We start from the raw sequence: 13,209 nt of genomic DNA on the forward strand, positions 1-13,209 counted from the left end.
ATGCTAATTAATCTAATCTGAGCGACACCAAGCAGCTAATGCATCATTAAAAGTTCTGCTGGGACACATCGATCGATAAGCCTTCTCCTTGTCAGGATGATAGTAACCACCAAGATCGATCGCTTTACCTTGCGAACTATTTAACTCAGCGACAATCTCGGTTTCATGCTCTGCCAATTGTTGTGCTAACTTCTCAAACTTTGCCTTTAGTAACAGATTTTTATGCTGCGATGCCAACTCTTGCGCCCAATACATTGCCAGATAAAAATGGCTGCCGCGATTGTCCAATTCTGATACTTTAGAGGAAGGAGATTTACCACGATCTAAATACTGCTCATTAGCGCGATCGAGTGTTTCGGCCAAAATCAACGCATCGGGATTATTCGTCTTTTGTCCCACATCTTCCAATGCTACTGCCAGAGCTAAAAATTCACCCAAAGAATCCCAGCGCAGATGTCCCTCGGTGAGAAATTGTTGGACGTGTTTGGGTGCCGAACCACCCGCGCCTGTCTCAAATAAACCACCACCAGCTAGTAAAGGCACAATCGATAACATCTTGGAACTCGTCCCCAATTCTAGAATTGGGAATAAATCGGTGAGATAGTCCCGCAGCACATTTCCCGTTACCGAAATCACATTTTCACCCGCTTTAATGCGATCGCAAGTAAATCGCATCGCCGTTACAGGTGACATGATTTGAATATCTAATCCCGTCGTGTCATGGTTGGACAAATATTGATTCACCTTGGCAATGATCTTGGCATCATGAGCGCGATTTTCATCCAACCAGAAAATCGTCGGACAACCTGTCGCTTTCGCCCGATTTACCGCCAGCTTCACCCAATCTTGAATCGGTAAATCCTTTGTCTGACACATCCGCCAGATATCGCCCTTTGCTACCGGATGCTCCATTAACGTCGCTCCAATGGCACTGAGAACGCGCACTACTCCGTCAGTATGGATTTCAAAGGTTTTATCATGAGAACCATATTCCTCGGCTTTCTGAGCCATCAAGCCCACATTGGCGACATTTCCCATCGTAGTAACATCAAATGCGCCATGCTCCTGACAAAACTTGATACATTCCTGATAGATCGTCGCATAACAGCGATCGGGTATCATCGCCTTGGTATCATGAGCTTGCCCATCCGCACCCCACATCTGCCCCGAAGTCCGAATTGCCGCCGCCATCGACGCATCGATAATCACATCGCTAGGTACGTGAAGATTGGTAATCCCCTTGTCGGAATTGACCATCGCTAGGGGTGGACGATCGCGGTAAACTGCTTGAATGTCCGACTCGATCGCATCTCGTTCCGATTCTGGTAAGGTTTGAATCTTGGCATACACATCGCCGATGCCATTATTGGGATTCACACCCAATCGCTCGAAAGTATCAGCATATTTAACAAATACATCCCGATAATAAACCGTGACAGCGTGCCCAAATAAAATCGGATCGGACACCTTCATCATTGTCGCCTTCACATGCAGCGAGAGCAAAATATTTCCCGCCTTCGCCGCCGCGATTTCTCGATCGTAAAAAGCCCGTAACGCCTTGACACTCATCACCGCCGCATCGATGACTTCCCCCGTCGTCATACTCGTCTTTTCCTTTAGCACCGTTACCGTACCATCCAACCCGACTAGCTCGATTTTTACCGCACCCGCATCATCAATAATTACCGACTGCTCACTCCCATAGAAATCCCCACTCTCCATGTGAGCGACGTGAGTCTGCGAATCAGCCTTCCATGCACCGACTCGATGCGGATTCTTTTGGGCATATTTTTTCACCGCCGCCGCCACCCGCCTGTCAGAATTGCCCTCCCGCAATACCGGATTCACCGCACTTCCCAATACCTTCCCGTACCGCGCCTTAATCGCCGCCTCTGCTTCATTCTGTGGTGTAGCTGGATAGTCGGGAAGATCGTACCCCTGTGCCTGCAATTCCACAATCGCCGCCATCAATTGGGGGATAGAAGCACTGATATTCGGCAGTTTGATAATGTTCGCTTCAGGTGTTTTCGCCAACTCGCCCAAGAGTGAAAGAGCATCGGGCTGTTGTTGCGCTGTTGTCAACCTGTCGGAAAAAGCCGCTATAATTCGTCCAGCCAGGGAAATATCACTAGTCTCGATCGCTACATTAGCAGCTTTGGTAAATGCTTGGACGATCGGCAAGAATGAATAAGTTGCCAAAGCCGGAGCTTCATCGGTAAAGGTGTAGACGATTTTTGAGGATTGGGCTGTCATAGATCTTCCTTGTATGGTGCGGGGGCGTGATGAAGCGGCTATAGACCATCATTTTGACATCTCTAGGGGATCTGATGGTAGCGCAGTTGGCAAAATCTGGATCTTGTAAGAGGGTTGGGGAGGAGCGATAGCTGACTGTTTAATACTTTAGGTCGTAACTCATCGATTATGGTTGGGTATTCTAGTAGCAGATAGAAAAACTTTAACCCAGATCTAGATGTCTCAAATACATAGTGAAAAGCCAGAAGATAGCTGAGATCTCGAACAGGTTATCTATCAATACGGTTCGGTTAGCTAGTTAGGTAGCGGTTGAAACCGCCGCTGGTGATGCAAAGTCCGCCTTCGCGGACTGACAATATCTAAGAAAATGGACTTAACCGAAACGTATTGGGTTATCTATGATATAGTCGAATATCAAAATGATAGAGATTTTGAGAGATTATATGAATTATTATTAGATAGACAATTATTCTTGCCGATTACGCCAGAGTCTACAAAATCGATACCTATTAACTTTAAGTTAGAAGCTGAATTCATTAACAATTATTTGTTTTAGCTTAAATTCTATAAAAAAGAAATGTCTGGAGAGTACTATGTAGCTGCATTCACAACAAATTCATCACCACAGCTTATTGATAAAAAGTATGTAAGGATCGATTGGCTCAATTTTCTAAGCATGGTTTTAAAGATAGAAGATATATCTGGCTTTTCATTACAAGGGCAGCAGTCCTGGCTGGCTCTTGGTAAGGATGAAATTCGTTATATTCTCAATAATTACAAGCCATCTACTAATAAATATGAAGATATTGTATTTAAAGCTGGTAGGATTTACTCATGTAAAAGTGGCGAGCAAGGATTCTCAATTTTGAAAGTGTTAGTTGTTGAATGCGATGACCCAACAAACATAAGAGATTTATGATAAAAAGTAGAAGATCTATGGTGCGTTACCCTTACGGGACAACACACCCTACAAGCTAATTCATAAAAGTAGGGTGTGTCACTGCGAAGCATGACGCACCGTTTCAATTAACTAAATATTATGGTGCAAAGTTAGAAATCGATGTTTGTATTTCTGAATCGAGAATCGCACGGAAAGAACGTACTTTATGGCAGCGTCGGTTCTGGGAACATTTAATTAGAGACGAGATAGATTTTACCAATCATTGCGACTATATTCACTATAATCCGGTTCGACACGGATTGTGCGATCGACCACAGGGATGGGCTTTCTCTAGCATTCATCGGTTTGTTAGATCTGGGATTTATCCGTTAAATTGGAGTGTTAAGATCGAATTTGATGATGCGATCGAGGATCTGTGATGATGCGTTACGCTGGTGCAGTAACACACCCTACTTGTTTATGGCTAGATCGAGGATCTGTGATGGTGCGTTACGCTGGCGCAGTAACACACCCTACTTGTTTATGGCTAGTGTATCCTGTATCGGATTTTAGTTACTAATTTGGACTTGTCCATCTACAATCCGAGCGGAAAAAGTCTCAAGCTTTACACTCGAATCATCCAAACATTCGCCTGTTAATAGACTAAAATTTTGCTTGTAGATCGGTGATGCGACTTTGGGAATACCATTGCGATCGCCGACAATTCCTCTCGATAAAACATTGGCTTTACTAAACGGATCGTAATTGTCGATCGCGTATACATCCATTCCTTCACCAACTCTAAACACGGCGATTTGGCGATCGTTTACTAAGGCACAAACGCCTGTGTTTGGTAGAATTCGATCTAGAGGACAAATAATTGTCCACTGTTGGGTGGTTGGCTGAATTGATTCTATTTGTGACATGAAATTTGTGATTTGTTAAAAAGATACTGTAGGGGTAATGCCTGTCTTGTTGCGCTAAACCCTCGGGGAACCCGAGGAGCGCGCACCGCTTGTGCTTATCCTGCATCGACTCAGGGCAGCCACCAGGGATTGCCCCTACAAAATTATTGTACGGATTCGATATTTACGATCCTCTAGCGATCGATCTCTAACAATTGCCGTTCGTGTTCAAACACCGGACGTTTTTGTCCGCGCTCTTCAACTGCAACGACATTAGGATCTGGTGCGTCAGTATTAACAAAATGTTGGAAGCGTTGGAGTTTGACGGGATCTTTGAGGGTGACATCCCACTCACAGGCATAAGTCGCGACTTGATGCGCCATCTCCGCTTCGAGTTCGGCGGCGATACCGAGCGAATCATTGATAATCACATTTTGCAGGTATTCCATCCCACCTTCGAGTTTATTGAACCATGTGGCTGTTCGCTCTAAACGGTTAGCGGTACGGATGTAAAACATCAAGAACCTGTCAACATAGCGGATCAAGGTTTCTTTGTCCAAGTCAGCGGCTAATAGTTGGGCGTGTTGGGGCTTCATCCCACCGTTCCCGCAGACGTAAAGGTTCCAACCTTTTTCGGTGGCGATAATTCCAAAGTCTTTGCTTTGAGCTTCCGCACATTCGCGAGTGCAACCGGAGACAGCAGATTTGAATTTGTGGGGCGCACGGAGTCCGCGATAGCGTAATTCTACCTCGATCGCGAGGCTGACCGAATCTTGTACGCCAAAGCGACACCAGGTACTACCGACACAGGATTTAACAGTACGGAGAGCCTTACCATAAGCGTGTCCTGATTCAAAGCCAGCAGCCACCAGCCGCTGCCAAATTAGGGGCAGTTGGTCTACCCTTGCGCCGAGCAAATCGATCCGTTGTGCGCCCGTAATCTTGGTATAGAGTCCAAAATCTTTGGCGACTTGTCCGAGGACGATCAGTTTTTCGGGGGTGATTTCACCGCCGGGGATGCGGGGGATGACTGAGTAGGTGCCATCGCGTTGAATATTGGCGAGGAAGGCATCATTGGTGTCTTGGAGGCTGACGTGGGGTGCATCCAGAATTTGGTCGTTCCAAGCGGAGGCGAGAATCGATCCGACGGCTGGTTTGCAGATTTCGCAGCCGCGTCCGGTACCATGTCGATCGAGCAATGCTTGAAATGTGTGGATATCTTGCGATCGAACTAAGCTATATAATTCCTGACGGGAGAAGGCGAAGTGTTCGCAGAGGTTGTTATTGACTGCGATGCCAGCTTTTTTGAGTTCGGCTTTGAGCAAGTCGGTAACTAATGGAACGCAACCGCCGCAACCCATTCCGGCATTGGTACAGGATTTGACACTCCCGATATCGCGGAGTTCTTGCTCTTGAATCGCGGTACAGATTTGCCCTTTGGTGACGTTATTACACGAGCAAATTTGGGCGGTGTCGGGTAGTTGCTCGACTCCCATCGCCAGCGTTGCACCACTGCGTGGTGGTAAAATCAGATCCTCTGGATGGGGCGGGAGTGTCATCTGATTTTGCATCAGTTGGAGCAAGGTACCGTAAACAGTTGCATCACCGACTAAGATCCCACCCAATAAACGAGTACCGTCTTGGCTGACGACGAGCTTTTTATAGGTACTGGATACGGCATCATCGATCGCGATGACTTTCGAGCCAGCCGTCTTGCCAAATGCATCCCCGAAGCTAGCGACATCGATGCCCAAGAGCTTCAATTTGGTAGACATGTCTGCGCCCGTAAAATTATTGGTTTCGCTGCCACAGAGACGATCTGCGGCGACTTCTGCCATTCGATAGCCTGGAGCGACTAGCCCGAAAATTTGGTTATTGTAGAGAGCGCATTCACCGATCGCATAGACATCAGGATCGGATGTTTGACAATTATCATCGATCGCGATACCCCCGCGATCGCCAACTTTCAAGCCACACTGACGCGCTAATTCATCCTGGGGACGAATCCCCGCCGAGAACACGATGATATCAGTTTCTAATTCAGTGCCATCGGCAAATAACATCTTGCAGACGCGGCCATTTTCATCGGCGACAATCTCCGTCGTTGATTTGCCCGTATGGATACCGATGCCCAAATCTTCAATCTTCTGGCGCAAGGTTGCACCACCAGCATCATCCACCTGTACGGGCATCAGTCGGGGCATAAACTCGACTACATGCGTCTTCAGTCCCAAATTTTGCAGCGCATTGGCACATTCTAAACCGAGTAACCCACCACCAACGACCACACCCACCTGACAATCTTTAGCATAAGCTTCAGTCGCTTCCAAATCGCAAATCGTCCGATAGACGAAAGTACCAGGGAGATCGTTACCTTTTATCGGCGGTACGAATGGATAGGAACCAGTAGCGAGGACGAGCTTATCGTAGCTTATCGTCACTCCTTTAGCCGATGTTACTGTCTTATTGGCGCGATCGATCCTGACAGCCTTATCACCAACATGTACCTGAATATTGTTATCTGTGTAAAAATTTGGTGCGACGAGGGAGAGATCCTCTGCTGTCTTCCCTGCAAAATAACCGCTGAGGTTGACGCGATCGTAAGCTACCCGTGGCTCTTCACAAAAGCAGATGAGTTCCCAATCTGCACCTTTTGCTGCCATCTGTTCCAAGAACCGATGACCGACCATCCCATTGCCGATCGTCACTAACCGTTTTGCCATGCCAATGCTGCCTATAGCTACAATATTCCTGAGTGTATCTTAGGCTAGGTAGATTTGATGTTTTTGTTTGTATCGCGAGATACAAAATCTCGATCGCTATTCACTAACTGCATCGCGACCGTGCTATTTTGGCGAGTAGTTTAATTGAGGTGGGATGATGGATGAGGAGCTGGTGCCAGAAGTTGTCGATCGTGTGCGGCTAGATCTTGGGAATACTGGTAGTAAACGACAAACATCATCAGTGAATGTTTGCCGAGCGAGTTTGGGAAGATCGGTACCAATAAGTAGGGCGATCTGAATATTTGTCAAATCCATCAAAGCAACTAAAAACTAGCTAGTGAGCAGCATCTACCCTATGGTAACACTCACTAGCTAGTAGCTCTTTAGATTCAATTGTGCGTAGTTATTTACAGTCAATCTGGATAAATTGATTAATGACGCTTTTTGTCGATCTCACCTTCAAAAGGCTGTGCGCCAGTTGCGGGATATTCATTGCGATCGAGTCCAAATATTCGCTCAGCCGCATCTGAAAAATAACCGATGAAACGTTCTAGCATGGTGGCAATTCGCATAACTTATACCCCTGCATTTATCTAAACTGTTAATCTAATCTCCTCTATCTATCATCATAAGTCTTCGCGCTAAATATCGGTTGTTTCTGTAAGGTAAACTTAACTATCTTTTGATAAATAGTAACTTAGGTTATTTAGTCAACAATCAAGAGAGCAAGGCGGCTATCGACTATCTAAAGCATCCCTTTAGAACTGGGAATAGTCCCCATCCGCCGCAAATCGAATTCAGTTGCCATCCGCATCGCTCTAGCAAAGGCTTTGAAAGTAGCTTCAATAATGTGATGGGAATTGATGCCGTCCAGTTGACGAATGTGGAGCGTCATCAGACTGTGATTGATAACCGCTACAAAAAATTCTCGGACTAGTTGAGTGTCATAAGTACCCACGCGCTGGGTGGGGATTTCCAACCCATAACTGAGGTGGGGACGACCAGAAAAATCGAGGGCGACTTGTACCAAGGCTTCGTCGAGTGGGGCGACAAAGTGACCGAACCTGACAATCCCCTTGCGATCGCCTAATGCTTTGGCAAGAGCCATTCCCAGGGTGATGCCGACATCTTCGTTGGTGTGATGATCGTCGATGTGGATATCTCCAGTGGCGGTGATGTGGAGATCGAATAAGCCGTGAGCGGCAATTTGGTGGAGCATGTGATCGAGAAAGGGAATCCCTGTCTGGGCATGACAGCTACCAGTACCATCGAGATCGATCGTCACGGTGACATCAGTTTCGCCTGTGTGGCGGTGGACTGTGGCTATCCGATTGGATGAGCTAGCGGGATGGAATAAGGGGTTGGTGTGGGCTTGAGTCGCGGTTGACATATAGCTGGTGGCGGCTGATGGTCTAGTTGTCTATTCTATCACTCAGTCATAGAGGGGAATTAGGTTTTAGGTTTTAGGTTTTAGGCTTTAGGGAGTAGAGGGTGGATGGTGTAGATCTGCGATCGATCTACTGTAAATTCTGACTGAGATTTGGGAATCATAGGGAAGATAATCTTCAGATGCAATGGAATCGGTAGATGAGTGGAATGTCGATGGGTGATGTCTTGATACCAGGGGAAACATTGCCACTAATTCCCTACCAATCACAGGATCTCGCGCGACTGATCGAGTCTTTTCGCCAACAGCAGGCAAGTGGTCACCTCCAATTGGAAGTAGAACTACAACCTGGCAAATATTGGCAGCGAGTCTTGATTTGGTATAAGGGTGAAATTACCTACGGTGGTCATAAGTTAATCGATCGCGGTGAGCTAATTCGAGTCCTAGTCAAAAAGTTCAAGCCAGAATATTCAGAATCGATCGAGGGTTGGCTGATCCAGCAATTGGTTTATCCGCATTCAACGCGCGAACTATTGACGTTTTTGGTACGCAAGCAAGTCCTGACTTGGGAGCAGATCGAGACGTGGGCGCAGGGACAAACTGTGTTTGTCCTCGAACAAGCGATCGGATTTGCAGGTAAATATCGCTTTAATCCCCAGCCAGATATCGATTTTTATCATGGTGAAGCGGGAGCTGGCTTGAACTGGAATCAGTTGATGATGACAGTGAATACTCGCCAGCAATATTGGAGCAAGATCGGGAATTTGATTCCAGGAATTGGGGCGATACCGCTCCCGCTGACTGCGGCGATGTTGGGCAAGATTGCTGAAAAAGCGATCGCGCAACATGCCCAGAAGTGGTTTGACGGGCACCGGACGATCGTCGATATTGCTACTGCGCTCGATCGCGATCCGCTCCAAGTCGCCCGTTCCTACGCCCAATGGGCGCAAATGGGTTGGATGCAGTGTCAGCAGCCGATCGACATTGCCATGGAGTCTCTCGCCCCAGTAGAGCTACCGATCGTGTTGTCTGTCGATGATAGTTCGATCGTCCAAACGCGGATCAAACGCGCGTTGAGCGAACGGTATGAGGTATTGCTGGCAAACGATGCGATGAGTGCGCTGCATTTATTGGCACGACAGCCCGTAGATCTGCTGTTGCTGGATGTCACGATGCCCGGGATCGACGGGATCGAGCTATGTCAGACATTGCGGCGGATGAGTAAGTTTACCCAATTGCCGATTGTCATGCTGACAGCCAAAGACAAGAGCTACGATCGGGCACTAGCCGAGATGGTAGGAGCCACCGAATACCTGACTAAACCGCTCGATGATGAAAAATTGCTGGCAGTTGTCGATCGATATACCAAGCGTGGGCATATTCAATGATAGATTCAATCATTTTGGTAAATTCACCCCACCAGCCACATCATGTCAGGTAACTTGTATCCGGTTTTTGGGCTACATGGCTCACTCTATGGCATCAATGCGGATTTTGTGCGCGAGATCTGTTGGCTGCCAGAGTTGTACTCATTAGCCACCACTCCCGCCGATATTATTGGGATTTTCAACTGGCGATCGCGGATGGTGCCTGTGATGCACCTGGATCTGCGCTTTGGGCGGCAGTTCTCGGGGTGCAATGTGACCGATCGTGTCATCGTGGTAGAGATCCAGGGCACTTATCTGGGGATTGTCGCGCATGATGTATTTGATGTCCAGCAGCTCGATGTCCAACCGCTCGATCTGACTCTGATTCACAGTCGCCAAGCCCCAGCCGATCGCCATTTTATCCTGGGGATCGGACAGAGCAACCAGCAGCCAGTGGCGTGCTTGGATCTCGATCGATTGGTGCGAGAACCTGACGTCGCGGCTCTGAGCGAGTCACCAGCAGCGATCTCGGGAGCTGGTGCCGATTTTTATAGTCGCTGCTGTCCCCAGGCGACAGTCGCCGAACGCGCTACATTTGAGACGCGCGCGCTCCAGCTCAAACAAGCGGTGGTACAGACGCAGCGCGTCACCAGCGAGGAAGGGGTTTTGGTCGTCCAAATCGGTACGGAACAGATCGGCTTGCCGTTGGCACTAGTCGTGGATGTGGACGCGCTCGACAGGTTTGTACTTTCCCCCGTACCACTCGCACCCCGACATATCTTGGGACAAATCAACTGGCGGGGGCAAATTTTGCCACTCCTAGAACTAGGAACAGTGCTACAGATGTCGCCACTCCCGCGCCAAGAATTGGTGGTCTTACAAATTGACGATTTCCAAGTGGGGATTGGGGTCGATCGAGTTTTTGATGTCTTCTATTTGGCAAGCACTCAGATCGATCCACTCCCGATCGCCAGTACCAGTCAACTACGTAAATATCTGCGAGGAGTTACCAAATATGCTGATAAGTCGCTGTATTTAGTCGAAATCAAGGAATTGATCGATCGAGAGTTTCTAGCTGTCGTCTAGTCCAGCTCTTCCTTAGCCAATCATTTTGAAATATCTAAATTTATACCTAATTAAATACTACTTTTGACTATTAGCTCTATTTAGATTGTCGATCTTCCAGTCATTTTCGTCACTAATTACCAAAATCTATGTCAACCAAATTGTGGGCGAAAATAAGTAGTCCCTCTTTCAAAACCAAAGCAACACTCTTGGCGATCGCCATCGGGATCTTACCGATCGTGACAGTTGGCACCCTGAACTATCTTCAGGTACGTAACGAGATTCAACAGCAGGTGGTCAAAGACCAAGCAAAACGAGCGGCATCTGTCGCCGATCGACTTAACCAATTTATGTTCGAGCGGAATGGTGATGTTCAAATCCTATCATCACTGCCAGTTTTTGCTGACTCTAGAGTAGCTGCCGTTACTTCAACACAGGGCAAAAATCTATTATTAGATCGGTTTGTTGGGGCTTATCAAGCCTACGATAGTATTGCCGTTTTTGATATCACAGGCAAACTAGTCGCCCAGAGCAAGGGTGAATCCCTAACCAAAATCAATCATGCCCAGCGTCAGTACTTTAAGGATGCTATCAGCACTGGGAAAGCAGTTATTTCGGCACCAGAACCCAGTGTATCTACTGGTAGGATTTCAGTATTTTTAGCTGCACCGATTCGAGATTTGGTCACTACCAAGATCGTTGGCGTGGTGCGAACGCGAGTTCCGGTCGCGCGATTGGCAGCAGTACTGAAAGATTTTGCTGCTCAGTCTGAAAATTATCAGGCGTTGCTGAATTGATGTATGATATGGCGATCGAGAGCAAAAACATTATTCAAAATAGGAGAGAATCTTTAGCTACATTAATAGTTAGCTGGATATGGGACAGGAACATCCCAGAACTTGAGATAGTGAATTAGTAATCTAACTGAATGCGCCAACATTTCTTTAGACTTAGAATAGCAAAGTGTCTTGCGATGAAGTCGAGCTAAGTAGTGTCTAAGCCTTGTATTTTCGCCCTCTACTCTAGTCATGTAAGTTTTACAGATAATCTGGTCTCCATCTGGAATAAACATTGGATAGACTGGCCATCCATCCGTGACATAAAAGTAGCATTTCCAGCCACCGACTAATTCCCATAATGGCTGAAAAGTTTTTGCGCTGTGGTCGCCCATTACCCATCCTAAAATCCCTGTCTGAAAGTGATTTACTGCCGTCCAGAGCCAGATTTTGTTTTTTTTGAGCCGATAAATGTCTCTAGTTCATCTAGCTCTCCTACTAGTGGAACTGTTTCTGGTGCATAAGCATTTGGGAGTAATTCACCTACTTGCTTAACCCAATTAATAATACTGGTATGATGTACTCCCTTAATCCGCTCAATTGCTCTGAACCCCATCCCATTTACATACATTAGGAGACATTCTTTTTTAATTTCTTCCCCATAACCTTGATGAGTCTGGTAGCAATCTATGAATTGTCTGCCACAATCAACACATATATGATTCTGTTTACCTGCTTTATGCCCATTTTTATTAACACGAGTTGACTTACATTCAGGACATTCGATTGGCTTTGATTCGCTGTTCATTGTTTTTTTCGATCTTACTCTCGATCGCTATATCATACATCAATTCAGCAACGCCAATTATCATATCCTCGATCTTCAGACTAACAAATTATTTATTAGTTCTAATGGGCAGTACCAAAACCAGTCGGAAACCCCAGAAATGATCCAGGCGCGGACAACCAAGGAGCTGGTTTACGACCAACCGTCTGGTAGTAACAATCGCTCAGAATTACTGAGCGCAGCTGCCTTTGCTAAATTAGATGGGATGTCAGGATTGCCCTGGATCGCCGTCACTACCATTGATGAAGATGCTGCGTACGTGGAGCTAAGAGGGCTATTGTTGACTGTTCTACTCGGGGCTGGAGTTACGGGACTATTAACAGTCGGATTGTCGATCTTATTAACCGATCGGATTATCAAATATATCCAACGGGCGATCGCGACAATTACCACTTCTGCCAATGAAATCGTCGATACCGTCCAGACGCAGGAGATCGCCATCAATGAACAAGCCAATTCGGCAATCGCCACGACAGGGACGATCGATGAGCTAGAGAGCATCTCCACCGAGACAGCCCAGCAAGCTTCAGCTTCCGCCACTGGAGCCAGACAAGCTCTCTCCCTAGCAGAAGAGGGGACTCAAGCGGTGCAAAAAACTATTCATGAAATGTCCGACTTACGCGATCGTGTTGATGAGATCGCCGCTCAAATTGCCAACCTCGGCGTCCAAACCGGACAAATCACTACTGTCTCGGATCTGGTATCAGATCTCGCCAAACAAACCAATATGCTCGCTCTCAAAGCCGCCGTTGAAGCCGCCCGCGCTGGCGAACAGGGGAAAGGATTTGGGGTAGTTGCGGGAGAGATTCGCAAACTCGCCGATGAAAGTAAAAAATCTGCCCAGAGGATTAATAACCTCGCGACAGATCATTCGTGACAAGTTAAGAAGTGATCGCAGTTGTCAAGCGGGTTTGAGAAGATGGCTTAAAGAAGAATTGGTCGCCACTTCGTACATGTTCAGGAAAAGGGGCAATAATCAATTTGACGTTGGGTTTACGAATAGATT

General features: G+C 46.9%; 11 protein-coding genes and 1 pseudogene. 6 read left to right on the top strand and 6 right to left on the bottom strand.

Going from position 1 to position 13,209, the window contains the following annotated elements:
- Positions 1 to 12 precede the first annotated feature (12 nt).
- Positions 13 to 2,253: an NADP-dependent isocitrate dehydrogenase gene (locus ACEW9I_RS10215; RefSeq protein ID WP_373540240.1), complete on the bottom strand. Its 2,241-nt coding sequence runs from the start codon at positions 2,251 to 2,253 to the stop codon at positions 13 to 15.
- Between the two features lie 577 nt (positions 2,254 to 2,830).
- Between ACEW9I_RS10215 and ACEW9I_RS10220 the strand changes: the two genes are divergently transcribed.
- Positions 2,831 to 3,172 (top strand): hypothetical protein, encoded by a 342-nt coding sequence (locus ACEW9I_RS10220; RefSeq protein WP_373540241.1) that lies wholly within the window; start codon positions 2,831 to 2,833, stop codon positions 3,170 to 3,172.
- 107 nt (positions 3,173 to 3,279) lie between these two features.
- Positions 3,280 to 3,573, top strand: a pseudogene (locus ACEW9I_RS10225) (transposase); the annotation flags it as partial.
- A 129-nt stretch (positions 3,574 to 3,702) separates the two neighbouring features.
- Here ACEW9I_RS10225 and nirD read toward each other — a convergent pair.
- The 4 genes from nirD to hisB form a co-directional block, all read right to left on the bottom strand.
- The gene (gene nirD / locus ACEW9I_RS10230) at positions 3,703 to 4,059 is read right to left on the bottom strand and encodes a nitrite reductase small subunit NirD (RefSeq protein WP_373540242.1); all 357 of its coding nucleotides are present in this window, start codon (positions 4,057 to 4,059) and stop codon (positions 3,703 to 3,705) included.
- A gap of 173 nt (positions 4,060 to 4,232) precedes the next feature.
- Entirely contained in the window at positions 4,233 to 6,761 is a 2,529-nt protein-coding gene (gene nirB, locus ACEW9I_RS10235; protein WP_373540243.1) for a nitrite reductase large subunit NirB, read from the bottom strand.
- A 431-nt stretch (positions 6,762 to 7,192) separates the two neighbouring features.
- Positions 7,193 to 7,333 (bottom strand): hypothetical protein, encoded by a 141-nt coding sequence (locus ACEW9I_RS10240; RefSeq protein WP_373540244.1) that lies wholly within the window; start codon positions 7,331 to 7,333, stop codon positions 7,193 to 7,195.
- A gap of 173 nt (positions 7,334 to 7,506) precedes the next feature.
- Entirely contained in the window at positions 7,507 to 8,151 is a 645-nt protein-coding gene (gene hisB, locus ACEW9I_RS10245; RefSeq protein ID WP_373540245.1) for an imidazoleglycerol-phosphate dehydratase HisB, read from the bottom strand.
- 197 nt (positions 8,152 to 8,348) lie between these two features.
- Between hisB and ACEW9I_RS10250 the strand changes: the two genes are divergently transcribed.
- From ACEW9I_RS10250 to ACEW9I_RS10260, 3 genes are all read left to right on the top strand, one after another.
- Positions 8,349 to 9,536 (top strand): PleD family two-component system response regulator, encoded by a 1,188-nt coding sequence (locus tag ACEW9I_RS10250; RefSeq protein ID WP_373540246.1) that lies wholly within the window; start codon positions 8,349 to 8,351, stop codon positions 9,534 to 9,536.
- A gap of 42 nt (positions 9,537 to 9,578) precedes the next feature.
- The gene (locus tag ACEW9I_RS10255) at positions 9,579 to 10,601 is read left to right on the top strand and encodes a chemotaxis protein CheW (RefSeq protein WP_373540247.1); all 1,023 of its coding nucleotides are present in this window, start codon (positions 9,579 to 9,581) and stop codon (positions 10,599 to 10,601) included.
- A 128-nt stretch (positions 10,602 to 10,729) separates the two neighbouring features.
- Positions 10,730 to 11,377 carry a cache domain-containing protein gene (locus ACEW9I_RS10260; RefSeq protein ID WP_373540248.1) on the top strand — a complete coding sequence of 216 codons (648 nt, stop codon included), beginning with the start codon at positions 10,730 to 10,732 and terminating at the stop codon, positions 11,375 to 11,377.
- A 62-nt stretch (positions 11,378 to 11,439) separates the two neighbouring features.
- Here the strand turns inward: ACEW9I_RS10260 and ACEW9I_RS10265 are convergent.
- Positions 11,440 to 12,143 (bottom strand): IS1 family transposase gene (locus tag ACEW9I_RS10265; protein ID WP_373540250.1). Its coding sequence is split into 2 segments (ribosomal slippage): positions 11,440 to 11,819 and positions 11,819 to 12,143, totalling 705 coding nucleotides; the frame shifts between segments, so codons are not numbered across the junction.
- A 160-nt stretch (positions 12,144 to 12,303) separates the two neighbouring features.
- On the opposite strand from ACEW9I_RS10265, the gene ACEW9I_RS10270 reads away from it, so the two are divergent.
- Positions 12,304 to 13,080: a methyl-accepting chemotaxis protein gene (locus tag ACEW9I_RS10270; RefSeq protein ID WP_373540249.1), complete on the top strand. Its 777-nt coding sequence runs from the start codon at positions 12,304 to 12,306 to the stop codon at positions 13,078 to 13,080.
- Positions 13,081 to 13,209: the final 129 nt, after the last annotated feature.

It is taken from the genome of Chamaesiphon sp., from assembly GCF_041738855.1.
GTDB lineage: Bacteria > Cyanobacteriota > Cyanobacteriia > Cyanobacteriales > Chamaesiphonaceae > Chamaesiphon.

What these genes read in the sequence shown, in the direction of transcription:
- ACEW9I_RS10215 (WP_373540240.1), bottom strand. Translation starts at nt 2,253, where the DNA reads ATGACAGCCCAATCCTCAAAAATCGTCTACACCTTTACCGATGAAGCT.
- ACEW9I_RS10220 (WP_373540241.1), top strand. Translation starts at nt 2,831, where the DNA reads ATGTCTGGAGAGTACTATGTAGCTGCATTCACAACAAATTCATCACCA.
- nirD (WP_373540242.1), bottom strand. Translation starts at nt 4,059, where the DNA reads ATGTCACAAATAGAATCAATTCAGCCAACCACCCAACAGTGGACAATT.
- nirB (WP_373540243.1), bottom strand. Translation starts at nt 6,761, where the DNA reads ATGGCAAAACGGTTAGTGACGATCGGCAATGGGATGGTCGGTCATCGG.
- ACEW9I_RS10240 (WP_373540244.1), bottom strand. Translation starts at nt 7,333, where the DNA reads ATGCGAATTGCCACCATGCTAGAACGTTTCATCGGTTATTTTTCAGAT.
- hisB (WP_373540245.1), bottom strand. Translation starts at nt 8,151, where the DNA reads ATGTCAACCGCGACTCAAGCCCACACCAACCCCTTATTCCATCCCGCT.
- ACEW9I_RS10250 (WP_373540246.1), top strand. Translation starts at nt 8,349, where the DNA reads ATGAGTGGAATGTCGATGGGTGATGTCTTGATACCAGGGGAAACATTG.
- ACEW9I_RS10255 (WP_373540247.1), top strand. Translation starts at nt 9,579, where the DNA reads ATGTCAGGTAACTTGTATCCGGTTTTTGGGCTACATGGCTCACTCTAT.
- ACEW9I_RS10260 (WP_373540248.1), top strand. Translation starts at nt 10,730, where the DNA reads ATGTCAACCAAATTGTGGGCGAAAATAAGTAGTCCCTCTTTCAAAACC.
- ACEW9I_RS10270 (WP_373540249.1), top strand. Translation starts at nt 12,304, where the DNA reads ATGATCCAGGCGCGGACAACCAAGGAGCTGGTTTACGACCAACCGTCT.